We start from the raw sequence: 16,387 nt of genomic DNA, 5'->3' as shown, positions 1-16,387 counted from the left end.
GATGGCGCCGCAACGCGACCGGCGTCCCGGCTTTTCCCGCCGGGCGCAATATGGCGTATTCCTGGGCTATGTCGCGGCAGCGGCAGGGGCGCTGATCGCGGCTGCCCTGCTGCTGCTGTCGACGTTCAACCCGCCGGCCTTCGCTGCCATGCGTGGCGTGTTGCGCGAGGGTACGGCACCGGTGTCGCTGGGCCTGCGCAACGTGCGCGACTTCCTCGCCAGCGGCCCGGCCGCGGTCGCCGAGCATTTCCGGGTCAAGCACGAAAACCGCCTGCTGCGGGCCCAGGTCCAGCGGGATGCCGCGCTGGTCCAGCGCGCGCGCATGCTGGTGCGGGAGAACGGCCGCCTGCGCCGTCTCCTCCAGGTGCAGGAACTGCCGACGCAGACGGTCGCCGCCGCCCGGCTGGTGAGTTCCAGCGCGTCCAGCACGCGGCGCTACGCGGTGCTTGCCGCCGGCTATGGTCAGGGCGTGCGCTCCGGCCAGCCCGTACGCGGCCCCGAGGGGCTGCTCGGCCGCATTGTGGAAACCAGCGCCAACACTGCACGCGTGGTGCTGCTCACCGATCCGGACAGCGTCATCCCGGTTCGGCGCACGCGCGACGGGCTGCCCGCCATCGCCAGCGGACGCGGCGATGGACTGGTGGACGTGCGGTCGGCCAATGTCGCGAATGCGCCATTCCTTGCCGGCGACATCTTTGTGACGTCGGGCATCGGCGGCATCTATCCTCCCAACATTCCGGTAGCACGCGTGTTGCAGAACGCGCGCGACACCGCGCCGGCACGCGCGTTCGCGCGGCCCGATCGCGCCGACTTCGCACTGGTGCTGCAGACCTTCCTGCCGCCGCCCCCGCCGCCGGCTGCGGTGCCGACCCCGGCTCCGACCGCTTCTGCGCCGACGACCGCGCCGCAATGAGTGCACTGGTCCCCATCGAGCTGGCAGCGCCGGAGCCGCCCTACCGGCACTGGCGGCCGGCCGTCGCCATGGTGCTGATCGGATCGCTGATCACCATCCTGCCCGTGATCGCGGTCGTTCCGTTTCTTCCCCCGTTCGGGCTGATCGCGCTGCTTGGCTGGCGGCTGTTCCGGTCCAACGCGCTGCCTGCCTGGGCCGCAGCGCCGCTGGGCCTGTTCGATGACCTGGTGAGCGGCCAGCCGCTCGGCAGCGCGATGCTGCTGTGGTCGCTGTGCCTGCTGGCGCTCGACGTGCTCGACACGCGTCTGGTGCAACGCGACTTCTGGCAGGACTGGCTGATCGCGACCGGCGCGATCGCGCTGTGCCTGGCGCTGGGTCGGGTCTTTGCCGGCGCGCTGTCGGCGCACGTCGACGCGCCGCTGCTGGTGCAGGTCGCCGTATCCGGCCTCGCCTTCCCTGCCGTGACCCGGCTCTGCGCCTGGCAGTACCGCCGGAGCGCCAGCCGGTGAGCCGCCCTTCGCGGATCGTGACCGAGGCGACCCAAGCCTTCACCTTTTCCCGCCGCGCCTTTGCGCTGGGTGCCATTCAGGGGGGCGTCGGCTTGCTGCTTGCAGGCCGCATGACCTGGCTCGCGGTTGCCGAGAACGAGCATTACGAGCTGATGGCCGAGAGCAACCGCGTCAACATGACGCTGGTGCCGCCGCGCCGGGGCTGGATCGTCGATCGCCATGGCGCGCCCATCGCCAACAACCGCACCGACTTTCGCGTCGATGTCGTGCCCGGCCGGCTCCAGGATGCGCCGCGCGTCCTGGGCGTGCTGCGCGACCTGCTCGCCATCCCCGACGAGGACATGGAGCGGATCGAGACCGACCTGAAGCGCAGCCGCGGGCTGCAACCGGTGCAGATCGCCGAGAACATCCCCTGGGAGCGCTATGCCGCGCTCAGCGTACGCCTGCCGGACCTTCCCGGTGTGGTGCCCGCCCGCGGCTTTTCCCGCAACTATCCGCTCGGTGCCGCCGTCGCGCACCTGACCGGCTATGTGGGCGCCGCCTCGGCCGAGCAGTATCAGGAAACCAAGAACCGCCTGCTCATCACACCGGGTTTCAAGCTCGGCAAGGATGGCCTTGAAAAGACTTTGGAAGTTCGGCTCCGCGGCGTCCCCGGCGAAAAGCGCGTCGAGGTAACGGCGCGCGGGCAGCCGGTGCGCGAGCTTGCGACCCGGCCCGACCAGCCCGGCCAGACGGTGCGCCTGACCATCGACGCCGGGCTTCAGGAATATACCGCGCGGCGCCTGGGCACGAACTCGGGCGCGGCGGTGGTGATCGACTGCCTCACCGGCGACATCCTCGCGATGGTCTCCATGCCGGCCTATGATCCCAACAGCTTCTCCGACGGCATCGGCCGGCTGGAATGGAAGATGCTGTCGGAAAACGACCACATCCCCTTGATGAACAAGGTGCTGCAGGGCCTGTATCCGCCGGGCTCCACGGTAAAGCCCATGAACGCGCTGGCACTGCTGCAGGCGGGCGTGCACCCGCAGGAGACGGTGTTCTGTTCGGGCGCGATGCGAGTGGGCACCGGCGTGTTCCACTGCCACAAGCGGCGCGGCCATGGGCCCCTGAACATGCGCGGCGCTGTTGCGCAGAGTTGCGACATCTACTTCTACGAAATGGCGCGCCGGTTCGGCTACGACACCTTCGCGCCGGTCGCGCGCTCGCTGGGGCTGGGGCAGAGCTTCGACCTGCCCTTCGCCTCCCAGCGCTACGGCACCGTCCCCGACTCCGCTTGGAAGCTCAAGAAGCGCGGCAAGCCGTGGACGGTGGCGGATTCGCTCAACGCATCGATCGGGCAAGGCGATGTGCTCGCCAACCCACTGCAGCTGGCGGTGATGGCGTCCAGGCTCGCCTCGGGCCGTGCGCTTCAGCCGCGGCTGATCCTCAACGGCCCTGCCCCCGAAGCGCCGCTGCTCTCCGCAACGCCCGAGCAGATGGCGATCGTCCGGGACTCGATGTTCGCGGTGGTCAACGGTGGCGGCACCGGCGGTGCGGCGCGGATGCAGGTGCCGGGCATCACCATCGCGGGCAAAACGGGCAGCGCCCAGGTCCGCCGCATCACGATGGCGGAGCGGCGCTCGGGCGTGCTCAACAACGGCCAGCTGCCGTTCAAGCTGCGCGACCATGCGTTGTTCATCTGCTTCTCGTCCGCGGATAACCCCCGCTATGCGGCCGGCATCGTGCTCGAGCACAACGCCCACCTCATCCGCAATCTCGACACGCCGATCATCGGCCGCGACATCCTGACCTATCTCTACGATCGCGAGCGGGCGATGAAGACGCTTGCCGAGTTCGAGCCAACCTGGGGCGGCGATATCGCCACCCGGATGCGGGCCGAATCGGCCGCGTTCCAGGCGGCGAACGCCGCGGCCCAGGTCGCGCCTGCGCCTGCAACGGTCGATACGCCGGACGCCGTCGGCAACGCCGTGGACGCGGCGATCGCCAATGCCGCGACACCCGAAGGGGATGTGGCGCAGTCCAACACCAGTCGAAGTCCCGAGTAAGGCCGCCCGGATGAAGCGCATCAAGAACTCCGGCACCGGCCTCGGCTTCGTTCCCTCGGCGCTTGCCCAACTGCCCTGGCGCATGCTGGTGCCGGTGCTGGCGATTGCCGGCTTCGGCGTGGTTGTCTTGTTTTCGGCGGCCGGCGGCAGCCTTCAACCCTGGGCCTTGCGCCAGGCGGTCGTCTTTTCCGTCTTCCTCGGCGCCGCGCTGGTGGTCTCGCGCGTGCCCTTGTCCGTGTGGAAGCGCGGCGCGCTTCCCGCCTATGGCGTGATCGTCGTCATGCTGTTCCTGGTCGAAATGCTGGGTGCGGTACGCGGCGGCAGCCAGCGGTGGCTCGACATCGGCATCATCCGGCTGCAGCCGTCCGAGTTGATGAAGCCGGTGATCGTGCTCGCGCTTGCCCGCTTCTACGACATGCTGCCCCCGTCCGAGATCCGCCGGTTCGGCGCGATCTGGCCGGCGGCGTGCCTGGTGGGGCTTCCTGCCGCGCTGGTGATGCTCCAGCCGGACCTCGGCACCGCGCTGATGATCACGGCCGGCGGGCTGACCGTCATGTTCCTGGCCGGGCTTCCGCTGCGGCTGTTCATCGGCGGGGCGCTGGCCGTCGTGATGATCGTCCCGCTCGCCTTCAACTTCCTGCTGCACGACTATCAGCGCAACCGCGTGCTGATCTTCCTCGACCCCGAAAGCGACCCGCTGGGCGCCGGCTATCACATCAGCCAGTCCAAGATCGCGATCGGGTCGGGCGGCATCTTCGGCAAAGGCTTTCTGCAGGGAACGCAGAGCCACCTCGACTATCTGCCCGAGGGTCACACCGATTTCGTCTTCGCGACCATGGCGGAGGAATGGGGCCTGGTCGGCGGCGTGCTGGTGATCCTCGCCTTCCTGCTGGTGGTCCGCTGGGGCGTGAATGTCGGCGTGCGCGCGAACACCCGCTTCGCCCGCCTGGCCGCCGCAGGACTCGCCACGACGATCTTTTTCTACGTGGCCATCAACCTGATGATGGTCATGGGCCTGGCGCCCGTAGTCGGCATCCCCCTGCCCCTGGTCAGCTATGGCGGCTCGGCGCAGATGACGGTGCTGCTGACGCTCGGCATCCTGATGTCGATCGACCGCAGCAACCGCGACCAGCAGCGCTGGTGATAAAAAATCGCCGGCCCTGCATTTTTGGGGTTGGCAGCTCTGGAGGCCGCTGCTAGTTGGCCGCCTCCAACGCGGAGGGCCTGGCCCACCGCCCTCGCCAAAGGCGACGGACGCATAGCTCAGTTGGTAGAGCAGCTGACTCTTAATCAGCGGGTCCTTGGTTCGAGCCCAAGTGCGTCCACCACCTTCCGCGATCGATGATCCTGATCATCCCTGACGAGCCAGGTGCATCCGCACGGCCTGCGCAGCCATTCTCCCGCGCTGCCTGCGCATCCCCCGCCTGCCCCTTCGACATACCGAAAGATGGTTGGTAATCGCCGCGTTCGCCGGTAACAGCATCGGCTCGGACACGGACGACCCGCCTGCCAGGCGGGGCAGCACCGTGCCGTCGGGAGCTGAGCGCGGCGAGCCGCGAAGCAGCGGACCGGCGTGTTCATTGGGAGGCGTTGATGAGCGACGACACGGGGCTGGACGGACTTCTGGAAGCACAGGAGCGGCGACGCGCCGAGCGCCGCGACTTCCTGCGGTATGCGGGCGGGTTCACCGTTGCAGCGGCGGGTGCGGCGCTGGTCGGCGCCTGCGGCGGCGGTGACGATGACGGCGGCACTGCGACGCCCACGCCCACGCCCACGCCGACGACTTCCGCCAGCAGCGGCGTCAGCGATGCCGACCTGCTCAACTTCCTGCTCCACATCGAGTATCTCCAGGCGCAATTCTATGCGCTGGCGACCACGGGCACCGGCTTGGCGGCGGACCTGATTACGGGCACCGGCACGGCAGGCGCGGTTTCCGGCGGGGCCAAGGTGACCTTCACCGATGCCGTGGTCGGTCAGATGGCGGCCGAGATCGCGCAGGACCAGTTGGCCCATGTGCAGTTCATGCGCGGGGCGCTGGGCACCGCTGCCGTCGCGCAGCCGGCGATCGACCTGAGCGTCAGCGCCACCAGCGCCTTTTCGACGATCGCGCGTGCGGCCGGAATCATCGGCACCGGCGAAAGCTTCAACCCGTACGCCAATGATGCGAACTTCCTGCTCGCGGCCTTCCTGCTGGAGGACCTGGGCGTCAGCGCCTATCGCGGCACCGCGACGCTTCTGAGCAGCAGCACGCTCCTCCAGGTCGTCAGCGGCCTGATGTCGGTAGAAGGCTATCATGCCGCGATGATCCGCACGACGCTCTACACCAAGGGTGCGGCGGACCCGACGCTGATCACGCGCGCAGACGGTTTGTCGAACGCGCGTGACAGCTATGACGGCAGTGCCGATCTCGACCAGGGTATCAGCGATGTCGGCGATGCCAGCAACATCGTGCCGGCCAACGCCGACGGGCTCGTGCTGGGCCGCTCGCCCCAACAGACGCTCAACGTCCTGTTCACGAACGCAGCGGCAGCGGACAAGGGCGGCTTCTTCCCGAGCGGGGTGAACGGCTCGATCAAGACCAGCATCGCCAACTGACGCACCGACAGCCAGGAAGCTCATCATGGATCAGCAGGACTCTCTCCAGCAGGTGCTCGAAGCCGCCGACAAGCGTCGGGCGGAGCGCCGCGAATTCTTCCGCTACGCCAGCGGCTTCGGCATCGCCGCGGCCGGTGCAGCGGTGTTGTCGGCATGCGGCAGCGACGACGATGACGACGACAGCGGCACCGTGACGGTGACCGCGACCGCCACGCCGACGCCGACCCCGACGCCGACCCCCTCTGCCACCATCACGGTGACCGAGGCGGACATCCTCAACTTCGCGCTCAACCTCGAATATCTCGAGGCGCAATTCTATTCCTTCGCGGCCAACGGTACGGGATTGGCCGCAGGGCTGCTGTCGGGCACCGGCACCGCTGGCGCGGCAACCGGCGGCCGGCAGGTCACGTTCACCGACCCGCTCGTTGCGCGCTACGCGCGCGAGATTGCGGCGGACGAGCAGGGCCATGTCGCCTTCCTGCGCCGGACGCTCGGCACGGCCGCGATCGCCCAGCCGGCGATCGACCTGAGCCCGGCAGCCACCGGCGCTTTTGCCGCCGCGGCAGTGGCTGCCGGCTTGATCGAAACGGGCCAGCCCTTCGATCCCTACGCCAGCGACGAGAACTTCCTGCTCGCCGCCTTCCTGTTCGAGGATGTCGGCGTCTCCGCATACAAGGGCGCGATCGGCTATCTCGCGACGACCAGCTACATCGACGCGACTGCCGGCATCCAGGCGGCGGAGGCCTATCACGCGGGCCTGATCCGCACTGTGTTGTACCGCAAGGGTGTCGACACGCCGAGCCTTGTCGAGGCGAGCGAGAAGATCTCGACCGCCCGCGACACGCTGGATGGCAGCGGCGATATCGACCAGGGCGTCAAGATGGTGAACGGCGCGTCGAACATCGTGCCGTCGGACGGAACCGGCATCGCCTTTGCTCGTAGCCCGTATCAGGTGCTCAACATCGCGTACCTGACCAACGCGGCTGCGACCAAGGGCGGCTTCTTCCCCAATGGCGTCAACGGCGTGGTCAACTCGAGCGTCGCCACCTGACCTCGCCTTCCAGTGGGCAGGCGTCAAGAAAAGAGGACTGCATGACCCCACCTCCGGCGAGTTCGTCAACCATCGCTGGAGGTGTTGCTCCGTCGCACCGGCCGAGCCTGGCCGGTGCGAACCGCAGTATCCGCGTTCCCACCGGCACCGCCGGTTTCTGGCGCAAGCTCGGCGCCTTTGCCGGCCCCGGCTATCTGGTCGCGGTCGGCTATATGGATCCCGGCAACTGGGCGACCGACCTCGCGGGTGGATCTGCGTTCGGCTACACCCTGCTGTCGGTCATCCTGATCTCCAACCTCATGGCGATGGTGCTGCAGGCACTCTCGGCCAAGCTCGGCATCGTGACCGAGCTCGATCTCGCCCAGGCGTGTCGGGAGGCCTATTCGCCGCCCGTCCGCTGGATGCTGTGGGTGTTGTGCGAGCTTGCGATCATCGCGTGCGACCTGGCGGAGGTGATCGGCACCGCCATCGCGCTCCAGCTGCTGTTCGGTATTCCGCTGACGCTAGGCGTCTGCCTGACCGCGGTCGACGTGATGCTGATCCTGCTTCTCCAGCGCTATGGCTTTCGCAAGTTGGAGGCGTTCATCGTCGCCCTGCTGCTCATCATCGCGGGCTGCTTCACGGTCGAGCTGTTCCTGGCCCAGCCCAGTCTCGCCGGCATCGCCACAGGCCTCATCCCGCGCCCGGAAATTCTCACCAACCCCGCGATGCTCTATGTGGCGATCGGCATCCTGGGTGCGACCGTCATGCCCCACAACCTCTACCTCCACTCCTCCATCGTACAGACCCGGCGCTTCGACCGTTCGCCGGAAGGGCGGCGCGAAGCGGTGAAGCTCGCGACCATCGACAGCTCGGTTGCGCTGATGCTGGCGCTGTTCATCAACGGCGCGATCCTGGTGCTGGCGGCCGCCACCTTTCACACCGCCGGTCGCACCGACGTGGCCGAGATCCAGGACGCCTATGCGCTGCTGACGCCGATGCTCGGCGCGGGCGTTGCCAGCATCCTGTTCGGCGTGGCGCTGCTCGCCTCCGGGCAGAACTCGACGCTGACCGGCACGCTTGCCGGGCAGATCGTGATGGAGGGCTTTCTGGACCTGCGCATGCCGGTCTGGTTGCGGCGGATGGTCACGCGGCTGATCGCCATCGGTCCGGCCGCCGCTGCGGCAACCTGGTATGGCGCGAGCGGCACTGCGCAGCTGCTGCTCGCCAGCCAGGTGGTGCTCAGCCTGCAGCTGCCGTTCGCCGTCTATCCGCTTGTGCAGATCACCAGCGATCGTCGGCGCATGGGCAGCTTCGCCAATGGCCCGATCCTGAAGGTCGCTGCGTGGAGCATTTGTGCCGCGGTGATCGTCCTGAACTGCGTGCTGCTGGGTCAGGTGTCAGGGCTGCTCTAGCCGCCGCTCAGAAGCGCGCCGATAGCCTGTCGAGCATCAACCGGGCCGGGCTGCTCGATGCGGCCGCAGCCTGCGCATCGTCGAGCCGCTGAACGCGGCGGTAGAGGTCGATGCTCGCCTCGACGAGCACGCGCGCCGCATCGGGCAGCTCCACGAGCACAGCGTCCGCCGTGTCCTGCGCCGGGCCGAGGCTAGCAGCTGGCTGCGTGCGACCCTCCAGCTCCCCCGCCTCCCGCGCGCGCTGGGTCAGCAGCCAGGCGATGACGTGCATCAATCGGGTGGTGAGCTTCAGCGACTCGCAGGAAAAGGCGACGCGCGCCACCGGATCAAGGCAGCTGCGCTCGTGCTTGCCGGCTGCGTCGAAATAAGCCCTCGCCTCGTCCGCCAGCAACATCGCCTCGACGTGCAGTGGCGCCACCAGGCGGTGGTGGAGCGCAGGAGGCGGGGCGAAACGGTCCATGGACCACGGCATGCCACAAGCACCCACGTCACGAAACCGGGCAGATCCTGTGGCCGTCCCGGTCTGGAACCGTCCTCAGGCGATGATGTCGGGGATCAACTGATCCTCCAGCAGCGCGATCTCGTCGCGCAGGCGCAGCTTGCGGCGTTTCAGCCGCGCGATCTGCATCTGATCGGGTCTGGCCTGAGCCGACAGGGCGGCAATGGCATCGTCCAGGTCGCGGTGCTCGACCCGCAGTTGCTCCAGCTGGCTCATGATCTCGGGATCCTGCATGCGCGGACCATTGCCTGTGCGGCCGGACGGTGCAACGCTCCGTCTGCACTTTCCGCACGGCGCATCGAAAGCGTCGGCAAGTGCCGGAGACAAGTGACGCGCCAAGTGTTCTAACTACCCCTCCCCCACCAACAGCAAAGGATTGCATCCATGCAGACCGCCCATCTTGCCGCTCTTGAGGCCAAGCACGCACTGCTCGATAGCCAGATCCTCGCCGAGTCGCGGCGCCCCTCCCCGGATCAGGAAACGCTGGCGACGCTCAAGAAGCGCAAGCTGCAGCTCAAGCAAGAGATCACGGCCCAGTGATCCCCGCGGCGCGGGTCGATCCGGCCCGCGCCCTACTCCGCCCACGCAGAAGCCGCTGCGTCTTGAACCAGAACCCCAGTCGGCGAAGCCCGGGAGCGTTCAGAGCGGGCGCTTGAGCGGCTTCTCCTCGCCAGGCGCGCGCACCGTCACCGGCTTGCGTACCGCCTTGGGATCGATTTCCTCGTCGAAGGCGATGCCGACGCGGCCCTCGGCAGACCATGCCACCGTGCCGCGGACCAGGCCGAGGCTGCGCAATTCGATCTCGACTTCGGCACCGACCGGCAGCACCGGCCCGTGCTCCGCCATCAGCCCGCCGGCCGACAGGTTGCGGATCCGCACCGGCACCGGGGCCCCCCGCCCGACGCGCCGCAAGGTGGCGGTGAGCAGCAGGCTGTCGCGGTCCTGCGACCGTTTGCGCAAGCTATCGGGGGAAGAAATCTCGCTGATCCTATCTACTCCGAACACGGGGCTTCGGCAGACCTCAACCAGCAAGTCCTTACGCAAGGGTTAACCCCGCGCCGGGATGTCGCTACTCCTCGCGCGAAACCTTTTCCTGGCGCTCGTGCCGCTCCTGTGCCTCGACGGTCATGGTCGCGATCGGGCGGGCCTCCAGCCGGCCAAGCGAGATCGGTTCGCCGGTTACTTCGCAATAGCCATATTCGCCGTCCTCGATCCGGCGCAGTGCGGCGTCAATCTTGGCGATGAGCTTGCGCTGGCGGTCGCGAGTGCGCAGTTCGATCGACCAGTCGGTCTCGCTCGAAGCGCGATCGGTAAGGTCCGCCTCCCGCAGCGAATCCACCTGCAGCTGGGAAAGGGTACCCTGGGCCTCGCGGTGAATCGCATCCTTCCACGCGAGCAGTTTCTGTCGGAAATAGGCCTGCTGTCGCAGGTTCATGAACGGCTCGTCCGCACTCGGACGATAGCCGTCTGCCAACTGATCATTCGCGGCCGCGGGCGGTGTGTCAGACTGCCCGGTCAAATCGAATACACTTGCCATCCCCACTCTCCACCCCGGTCTCCCACCCGAACGTACTGGCGGGGACCGCCTGTTGCTGCCGCGCCTATACTGGCAAGGGTACGTCATCACAAGCGCCACAAGCACTGTAAAACCCGGGATTTCCCTATCTGAAGGCGGGGATATTCTGTTGCAGCGGTGCCGAGAACTTGGCCGCGCACTGAACCGCGGCCATCGCAGACCTATCCGGGTTCCGTACCAGAACGGAACAGGGCTCCCTCCATCACCGGCAAAGGGATGTTCCTGCGGGTCCTGATGGTTATAGAAGCGTTAACGGAGTCACGCTCGTCACGGTGCGCTGGCCCGGCTGCGTGTGAGCGTGCGGCGGTCGTCATCCGGGGACCGCGACTCCTGCCAATAATATAGAAGAGTGGCATCATGTCAGTTCGGTTGGCCTTGGCGAAACTTTGCGCATGCGCCGTCGGCGGCGCTCTGGTGGGCGGAGGCGCCGTGCACGTGGCCGAGAACCCACAAAGCTACGGGATCACCAAACGCTTCGTTGAAAAGAAGCGAGTCGCGTACAGTGGCGTTCCCCGCCCCAGCAAGCGGCTGCTCCGCAACCCGGCGGTAGTGACCGAGGCCTGCCCGCCACCGGTCGTGACCGTTGCCGGTGCACCCGAGCCCGTGGCGCCCGCGCCGGCCTATGTCGGGTCGAGCGGCGACGCTCCGCTGGTGTCGGGCGGCGGCAGCGGCGGTCCGGTCGTGGTCGGCGGCACGAGCGGCGGCGGATTTGGCGGCAGCGGCGGCGGTTTCTTCGGCGGCGGCGGCTTCTTCGGGGGCAGCGGCGGCGGGTCGAGCGGCATCGTTATTTCCTCGACCACCAGTTCCAGTTCGAGCGGGGGCTCGACCTCCACCGGTGGATCCTCCACGTCCACCGGTGGATCCTCTACGGGCGGATCTTCCACCTCGACCGGCGGCTCGTCGACGTCCACAGGCGGGTCCTCCACCTCGACGGGCGGGTCCTCGACTTCGACGGGCGGATCCTCGACCTCGACCGGCGGATCTTCGACTTCGACCTCTACTGGCGGCTCCTCCAGCTCCACCAGCACGGGTGGCTCGTCGACGTCGACCTCCACCGGAGGGTCGTCGACCTCGACATCCTCCTCCACGTCGAGCTCGTCGTCCACCTCCAGCAGTTCGGGCGGCACCTATCCTCCGGGACCGCCCGCGCCGGTGCCGGCACCGCCGATGCTGCTGCTGTTCGGGGGCGCCGCCGCAGCGCTGTTGGCCCGCCGGCGCTTCGCCCGCAAACCAAAGGGCTGACGCCCCGGGGCACAGGCTTCGCTCCGGCAACGCTCAGCAAAAAGGGCCGCGCGATCGCCTCGCGCGGCCCTTTTGTCGTGTTCGCTACCGCGCGTCAGGCGTTCAGCAGCAGCTGCTCGATCTGATCGACCGGATGCCCGGTCAGGTCCTTGTCCAACTCGCCGATCAGCCGGCTGCTCACTTCCTTGTGATAATGTTTGCGCAGCTCACCCAGGGTGCGGGGCGGTGCGACCACGATCAGCGACTCGAACTTGTTGCCCAGCGCATGCTTGCGCAGCATCTCCGCGGTCTCGGCAGCGAAGCGGTCTTCCTCCAGCTGGTGGAAGTCGGTCTCCTCAAAGGAGCCGCGCGACGGCGCGAACTGGGCGCCACCGCCCTGGGCGTGCATCGATCCGCCCTGCGCCACCGCGGGCGCATTGGCGCCGGTCTGGGTGGACGAAGCGCCGCCGGCAGCATCCCGCTTCTGGTCGCTGTCCTTGGGGTTCGGGTGGATTTCCTTGGCCTCTACCTGCAGGTTCGGCTGCGCCGCGTCGCCCTCGTTGCGCAGGAACAGCATCTTGCGGCCGTCGGCCACCAGCACGAAAGCGTCGTGGGGGATCTGCATGGAAGGGTCTCCTCTTGTTCCAGTTCCCAACCCAACGCACCGGTGACCCCCCGGTTTCGCGGCCGAGCTTGCGGGTTGCACGGTGCAGGCGCGCAAGCCATAGCCGCCTCCATGCACGACATCCGTTTGATCCGCGACGATCCCGCAGCCTTCGACGCAGCGCTCGCCCGCCGAGGCCTGCCTGCGGCCTCGGCCGAGCTGCTGGCCCTGGACGAGCGTCGCCGCGCCCTGGTGACCGAGTTGCAGCAGGGCCAGGCGCGCCGCAACGAAGCGTCCAAGGCGATCGGCGCGGCCAAGGCCAAGCGCGACGAGGAAACCGCCGCCGCACTGATGGCGGAAGTGGCGCTGCTCAAGGAGCGGATGCCCGCGCTGGAGGCGGAGGAGCGCACCGTAGGGGAAGACCTCACCGGCCGGCTCGCCATCATCCCGAACCTGCCGCTCGCCGACGTGCCGGAGGGCGCGGACGAGGACGACAATGCGCTGGTCCACGAACGCGGCACCCGCCCCAGCTTCGACTTCGCAGTGCGCGAGCATGACGCGATCGGCCCGGCGATCGGTCTGGACTTCGAAACCGGTGCCGAGCTTTCCGGCGCGCGCTTCACCCTGATCCGCGGCGGCGCTGCGCGCCTTCACCGCGCGCTCGGCCAATTCATGCTCGACACGCTGTCAGAGGTGCATGGCTTCGAACAGGTAGTGCCGCCGCTTCTGGTCCGCGACGAGGCGATGTTCGGTACCGGACAATTGCCCAAATTCGCCGAGGACCTGTTCCGCACCACCGACGGCCGCTGGCTGATCCCGACCGCCGAAGTCAGCCTGACCAACATCGTCTCGGGCAAGATCCTGTCCGAGACCGAGCTGCCGCTGCGCTTCACCGCACTGACAGCCTGCTTCCGCTCGGAAGCAGGCGCGGCCGGTCGCGACACCCGCGGCTTCATCCGCCAGCACCAGTTCGAAAAGGCGGAGATGGTCTCCATCACCACGCCCGAACAGTCCGAAGCCGAGCATGAGCGCATGACGGCCGCGGCCGAAGACATCCTGACCCGCCTGGGCCTGGCGTTCCGCCGCATGAAGCTGTGCACCGGCGACATGGGCTTCTCGGCGGCGCGCACCTACGATCTGGAGGTCTGGCTGCCGGGGCAGGACCGCTACCGCGAGATTTCCAGCTGCTCGACCTGTACCGATTTTCAAGGTCGCCGCATGAACGCGCGCTTCCGTCCCGAGGGTGAAAAGGCGACCCGCTTCGTCCACACGCTTAATGGCTCGGGGCTTGCGGTCGGCCGCACGCTGGTGGCGGTGCTGGAGAACTACCAACGCGCGGACGGCAGCGTCGGCGTGCCGGACGCGCTGCAGCCCTATCTCGGCGGGTTGGAGACGCTCGCGCCGACGCGCTGACACGCTAAGGGGGGGGACGCAGATCGTGAGGGGGAGAAGCATGATCGGCCAGCGCGCGTGTTGCCGCACCCTGTCGTTGGTGGCGCTGGGCCTGCTCGCCGGCTGCATTCCCGGCGGCGGGCAGCAGCGCGTTCCCTCGCATGAGGTAGCCGGTCCCCCGGACGATCGCGGCGCGGAGCCCCAGTCGGAAGGGGTGACGGCACCCCCGACCGCCCCGCCCGCCTGGGAGGTCAACCGCGTCGTCGCGGACGCCCGCACCGTGGCGCAGGCCACCCATGTCGTGGCACGCGGCGACACGCTGCGGGCGATCGCCAACCGGACCGGCGCTGGATCAGAGGCGATCGCGCGTGCCAACGGCCTCGCCCCGCCCTTCACCATCTATCCGGGGCAGAAGCTCAGCATCCCCGGCGGTCGCTATCACCTGGTGCGGGAGGGGCAGACCGGCATCGCCATCGCTCGCGCCTATGCCATTCCCTGGTCGCAGATCGTGAGCGCAAACGGCCTGGAAGAGCCGTTCATCCTGCGCACCGGCCAGCGCATCCTGATCCCCGGCGGGGCCGCTACAGCGAGCATGAGCGTGGCCGAACGTGCCGCCGCCTTCCGCCTCGACATCGACGACATCCTGACCGGCGGCGAGCCGGCGATCGAGCCGGAGGACAAGCCCGCCCGCGCCACCGCGTCGCCCTCACGCGTGCTGCCGCCCGGCGCTGCGGTCGCGGCGCCGGCGCGCCTCACCAGCCGCTTCCAGTGGCCGGTCACCGGCAGCCTCGTGAAACGCTTCGGCGCCGGCGAAAGCGGTGAGCGCAACAACGGCATCAACATCGCGGTGCCGACCGGGACCCCCGTCCTCGCTGCGGCCGACGGCGTGGTTGCCTATGCCGGTACTGGCGTCCCTGGCCTTGGCGGGGTGGTGATCCTCAAGCACGGCGATCGCTACACCACCGTCTATGGCAATGCGAAGGAGCTGCTGGTCCAGCGCGGCCAGGCGGTCAAGCGCGGCCAGCAGGTCGCAAGCTCCGGAGAGACCGGCTACGCCGATCGCCCGCAGCTGCACTTCGAAATTCGTGAGGGCCGCGCGCCCGTCGACCCGCTGACCAAGCTGCCCCGCCGATGAGGCGCCGCCGCGACGCCACCGCCCGCACGCTGCGCCGGGCGTCGCAGACACCGGTCTGGGCGCAGATCGCGTGGCGCGTGCTCGCCGTACTCGCGCTGCTGGGCCTGGCGGTCAGCGTCCACTGGTTCGACCGCACGGGCCTGCGCGACAATTATGATGGCGCGGTCAGCTTCCTCGACGTCATCTACTTCACCATGATCTCGATCACCACCACCGGCTATGGCGACATCGCCCCGGTGTCGGAGCGCGCGCGGTTGTTCGACGCGCTGGTGGTGACGCCGATCCGCGTGTTCGTGGTGTTGCTGTTCATCGGCACCACCTATCAATTCGTGCTGCGACGCACCTGGGACCGATGGCTGATGGCACGTATTCAAAAGAACCTGGCAGGTCATGTGATCGTTGCCGGTTTCGGCAAGACCGGATCGGAGGCGGTGGCCGAGCTGATCGCCCGCGGCGAGAAGCCGGAGCGGATCGTCGTGGTCGATTGCGACAAGGGCAATGTGGAGCTGGCCGAGGCGTTGGGCTGCACGGTGCTGCAAGGCGACGCCACCCGCGACACGGTGTTGCAGGACGTGCGGGTTGCGAATGCGCGCACGATGATCGTCGCCGCCGGCCGCGACGACACGTCTATCCTGATCACCCTCACCGCGCGCCACCTTGCGCCCGCGCTGCCAATCAGCGTCATCGTCAAGGCGGAGGACAATGAGTTTCCGGCGCGTGCGGCCGGGGCCACTTCCGTCATCAATCCCGTCAGCTTCGCCGGGTTGCTGCTCGCGGGCTCGTGCCGGGGCACGCACATGGCCGAATATATGATCGACCTCGCCTCGATCGCCGGCCCGGTCGCCCTGTCCGAACGCCCGGTGCAGGCGAGCGAGATCGGCGGGCCGCTGTCGGCGATCACCACCGGGCTTGGGGTGCGCGTCTATCGCGGGGATCGCTTCTTCAGCTTCGCCGCTCCCGAGGCCCGACGCCTGGAGGCGGGGGACCTGATCGTCGAGATCGTCGCCAACGCCGCCAGCCACGCCAAGCCGACGCTGTCGTAATGCCGGAGGCGGCGACCCGGCTGCTGCCGATCCTGCTGCTAGTCTGCTCGAACCTGTTCATGACGTTCGCCTGGTACGGGCATCTGAAGGTGCGCAGCGCGCCGATGCTGCTCATCATCCTGGGCAGCTGGGGCATCGCCTTTTTCGAATATTGCCTGGCCGTGCCCGCCAACCGCATCGGCGCGCAGGTCTATTCGGCCGCGCAGCTGAAGGCGATGCAGGAGGTGATCACGCTGGCGATCTTCTGCGCCTTCTCCGTGCTCTATCTGGGCCAGAAGATCACGGTGAATCACCTGATCGGCTTTGCGTTGATCGCGCTCGGCGCCTGGTTCGTGTTCCGCGCGCCCACCGCCTAAGCGCGCCCAAGCCCCTCCTGCCTCTATCTTTTTCGCGAGGAATCACTATGT

At 68.1% G+C, this 16,387-nt stretch carries 18 protein-coding genes and 1 tRNA gene; 13 read left to right on the top strand and 6 right to left on the bottom strand.

All coding sequences use genetic code 11. From position 1 onward, the window contains the following. Position 1: 1 nt before the first annotated feature. The 8 genes from mreC (at position 2) to LK533_RS07310 (ending at position 8,510) form a co-directional block, all read left to right on the top strand. A complete protein-coding gene (mreC, locus tag LK533_RS07345; protein ID WP_229362125.1) occupies positions 2-913 on the top strand; it encodes a rod shape-determining protein MreC in 912 nt (303 codons plus the stop codon). Then, a complete protein-coding gene (mreD, locus tag LK533_RS07340) occupies positions 910-1,422 on the top strand; it encodes a rod shape-determining protein MreD (protein ID WP_229362124.1) in 513 nt (170 codons plus the stop codon). Before mreC ends, mreD begins: the two co-directional genes overlap by 4 nt. After that, the gene (mrdA, locus tag LK533_RS07335; protein ID WP_229362123.1) at positions 1,419-3,470 is read left to right on the top strand and encodes a penicillin-binding protein 2; all 2,052 of its coding nucleotides are present in this window, start codon (positions 1,419-1,421) and stop codon (positions 3,468-3,470) included. The genes mreD and mrdA overlap by 4 nt, the downstream gene beginning before the upstream one ends. Positions 3,471-3,480: 10 nt before the next feature. Next, entirely contained in the window at positions 3,481-4,614 is a 1,134-nt protein-coding gene (gene rodA, locus LK533_RS07330; RefSeq protein ID WP_229362122.1) for a rod shape-determining protein RodA, read from the top strand. Positions 4,615-4,722: 108 nt separating this feature from the next. Then, positions 4,723-4,798 (top strand) — tRNA-Lys (locus tag LK533_RS07325). A gap of 265 nt (positions 4,799-5,063) precedes the next feature. Next, a complete protein-coding gene (locus LK533_RS07320) occupies positions 5,064-6,065 on the top strand; it encodes a ferritin-like domain-containing protein (protein WP_229362121.1) in 1,002 nt (333 codons plus the stop codon). Between the two features lie 25 nt (positions 6,066-6,090). Continuing rightward, a complete protein-coding gene (locus LK533_RS07315; RefSeq protein ID WP_229362120.1) occupies positions 6,091-7,116 on the top strand; it encodes a ferritin-like domain-containing protein in 1,026 nt (341 codons plus the stop codon). A gap of 41 nt (positions 7,117-7,157) precedes the next feature. After that, positions 7,158-8,510 (top strand): Nramp family divalent metal transporter, encoded by a 1,353-nt coding sequence (locus LK533_RS07310; RefSeq protein WP_229362119.1) that lies wholly within the window; start codon positions 7,158-7,160, stop codon positions 8,508-8,510. 7 nt (positions 8,511-8,517) lie between these two features. Here LK533_RS07310 and LK533_RS07305 read toward each other — a convergent pair whose 3' ends face one another. After that, positions 8,518-8,970: a DUF1465 family protein gene (locus tag LK533_RS07305; RefSeq protein WP_229362118.1), complete on the bottom strand. Its 453-nt coding sequence runs from the start codon at positions 8,968-8,970 to the stop codon at positions 8,518-8,520. A 75-nt stretch (positions 8,971-9,045) separates the two neighbouring features. Continuing rightward, positions 9,046-9,243 carry a YdcH family protein gene (locus LK533_RS07300; protein ID WP_229362117.1) on the bottom strand — a complete coding sequence of 66 codons (198 nt, stop codon included), beginning with the start codon at positions 9,241-9,243 and terminating at the stop codon, positions 9,046-9,048. Between the two features lie 150 nt (positions 9,244-9,393). Between LK533_RS07300 and LK533_RS07295 the strand changes: the two genes are divergently transcribed. Beyond that, a complete protein-coding gene (locus LK533_RS07295; RefSeq protein ID WP_229362116.1) occupies positions 9,394-9,549 on the top strand; it encodes a YdcH family protein in 156 nt (51 codons plus the stop codon). Positions 9,550-9,648: 99 nt separating this feature from the next. Here LK533_RS07295 and LK533_RS07290 read toward each other — a convergent pair whose 3' ends face one another. From LK533_RS07290 to LK533_RS07275, 4 genes are all read right to left on the bottom strand, one after another. After that, positions 9,649-9,969 carry a PilZ domain-containing protein gene (locus tag LK533_RS07290; protein ID WP_229362115.1) on the bottom strand — a complete coding sequence of 107 codons (321 nt, stop codon included), beginning with the start codon at positions 9,967-9,969 and terminating at the stop codon, positions 9,649-9,651. Positions 9,970-10,078: 109 nt separating this feature from the next. Beyond that, the gene (gene dksA / locus LK533_RS07285; protein WP_229362114.1) at positions 10,079-10,546 is read right to left on the bottom strand and encodes an RNA polymerase-binding protein DksA; all 468 of its coding nucleotides are present in this window, start codon (positions 10,544-10,546) and stop codon (positions 10,079-10,081) included. Positions 10,547-11,205: 659 nt separating this feature from the next. Continuing rightward, positions 11,206-11,712, bottom strand: a complete 507-nt coding sequence (locus tag LK533_RS07280) for a hypothetical protein (protein ID WP_229362113.1) — start codon at positions 11,710-11,712, stop codon at positions 11,206-11,208. A gap of 209 nt (positions 11,713-11,921) precedes the next feature. Beyond that, positions 11,922-12,431: a host attachment family protein gene (locus LK533_RS07275; RefSeq protein ID WP_229362112.1), complete on the bottom strand. Its 510-nt coding sequence runs from the start codon at positions 12,429-12,431 to the stop codon at positions 11,922-11,924. Between the two features lie 111 nt (positions 12,432-12,542). Between LK533_RS07275 and serS the strand changes: the two genes are divergently transcribed. Genes serS through LK533_RS07255 form a run of 4 tightly spaced genes read left to right on the top strand, consistent with a single transcriptional unit; the run spans position 12,543 to position 16,336 of the window. Beyond that, positions 12,543-13,823: a serine--tRNA ligase gene (gene serS / locus LK533_RS07270; protein WP_229362111.1), complete on the top strand. Its 1,281-nt coding sequence runs from the start codon at positions 12,543-12,545 to the stop codon at positions 13,821-13,823. A 40-nt stretch (positions 13,824-13,863) separates the two neighbouring features. Next, positions 13,864-14,937, top strand: a complete 1,074-nt coding sequence (locus tag LK533_RS07265) for a peptidoglycan DD-metalloendopeptidase family protein (protein WP_229362110.1) — start codon at positions 13,864-13,866, stop codon at positions 14,935-14,937. Next, complete coding sequence (locus LK533_RS07260; protein ID WP_229362109.1) at positions 14,934-15,980, top strand: potassium channel family protein; 1,047 nt, start codon at positions 14,934-14,936, stop codon at positions 15,978-15,980. Before LK533_RS07265 ends, LK533_RS07260 begins: the two co-directional genes overlap by 4 nt. Then, positions 15,980-16,336: a DMT family protein gene (locus LK533_RS07255; RefSeq protein WP_229362108.1), complete on the top strand. Its 357-nt coding sequence runs from the start codon at positions 15,980-15,982 to the stop codon at positions 16,334-16,336. The genes LK533_RS07260 and LK533_RS07255 overlap by 1 nt, the downstream gene beginning before the upstream one ends. Positions 16,337-16,387 lie beyond the last annotated feature (51 nt).

Origin of the sequence: Sphingomonas sp. PL-96 (genome assembly GCF_020707215.1) — a bacterium.
In the GTDB taxonomy this organism is placed as follows: Bacteria; Pseudomonadota; Alphaproteobacteria; order Sphingomonadales; family Sphingomonadaceae; genus Sphingomonas.
The sequence above is the reverse complement of the archived record's forward strand: the minus strand, read 5'-3'. Positions and strand labels throughout refer to the sequence as shown.

What these genes read in the sequence shown, in the direction of transcription:
- mreC (WP_229362125.1), top strand. Translation starts at nt 2, where the DNA reads ATGGCGCCGCAACGCGACCGGCGTCCCGGCTTTTCCCGCCGGGCGCAA.
- mreD (WP_229362124.1), top strand. Translation starts at nt 910, where the DNA reads ATGAGTGCACTGGTCCCCATCGAGCTGGCAGCGCCGGAGCCGCCCTAC.
- rodA (WP_229362122.1), top strand. Translation starts at nt 3,481, where the DNA reads ATGAAGCGCATCAAGAACTCCGGCACCGGCCTCGGCTTCGTTCCCTCG.
- LK533_RS07320 (WP_229362121.1), top strand. Translation starts at nt 5,064, where the DNA reads ATGAGCGACGACACGGGGCTGGACGGACTTCTGGAAGCACAGGAGCGG.
- LK533_RS07315 (WP_229362120.1), top strand. Translation starts at nt 6,091, where the DNA reads ATGGATCAGCAGGACTCTCTCCAGCAGGTGCTCGAAGCCGCCGACAAG.
- LK533_RS07310 (WP_229362119.1), top strand. Translation starts at nt 7,158, where the DNA reads ATGACCCCACCTCCGGCGAGTTCGTCAACCATCGCTGGAGGTGTTGCT.
- LK533_RS07305 (WP_229362118.1), bottom strand. Translation starts at nt 8,970, where the DNA reads ATGGACCGTTTCGCCCCGCCTCCTGCGCTCCACCACCGCCTGGTGGCG.
- LK533_RS07300 (WP_229362117.1), bottom strand. Translation starts at nt 9,243, where the DNA reads ATGCAGGATCCCGAGATCATGAGCCAGCTGGAGCAACTGCGGGTCGAG.
- LK533_RS07295 (WP_229362116.1), top strand. Translation starts at nt 9,394, where the DNA reads ATGCAGACCGCCCATCTTGCCGCTCTTGAGGCCAAGCACGCACTGCTC.
- dksA (WP_229362114.1), bottom strand. Translation starts at nt 10,546, where the DNA reads ATGGCAAGTGTATTCGATTTGACCGGGCAGTCTGACACACCGCCCGCG.
- LK533_RS07275 (WP_229362112.1), bottom strand. Translation starts at nt 12,431, where the DNA reads ATGCAGATCCCCCACGACGCTTTCGTGCTGGTGGCCGACGGCCGCAAG.
- serS (WP_229362111.1), top strand. Translation starts at nt 12,543, where the DNA reads ATGCACGACATCCGTTTGATCCGCGACGATCCCGCAGCCTTCGACGCA.
- LK533_RS07265 (WP_229362110.1), top strand. Translation starts at nt 13,864, where the DNA reads ATGATCGGCCAGCGCGCGTGTTGCCGCACCCTGTCGTTGGTGGCGCTG.
- LK533_RS07260 (WP_229362109.1), top strand. Translation starts at nt 14,934, where the DNA reads ATGAGGCGCCGCCGCGACGCCACCGCCCGCACGCTGCGCCGGGCGTCG.
- LK533_RS07255 (WP_229362108.1), top strand. Translation starts at nt 15,980, where the DNA reads ATGCCGGAGGCGGCGACCCGGCTGCTGCCGATCCTGCTGCTAGTCTGC.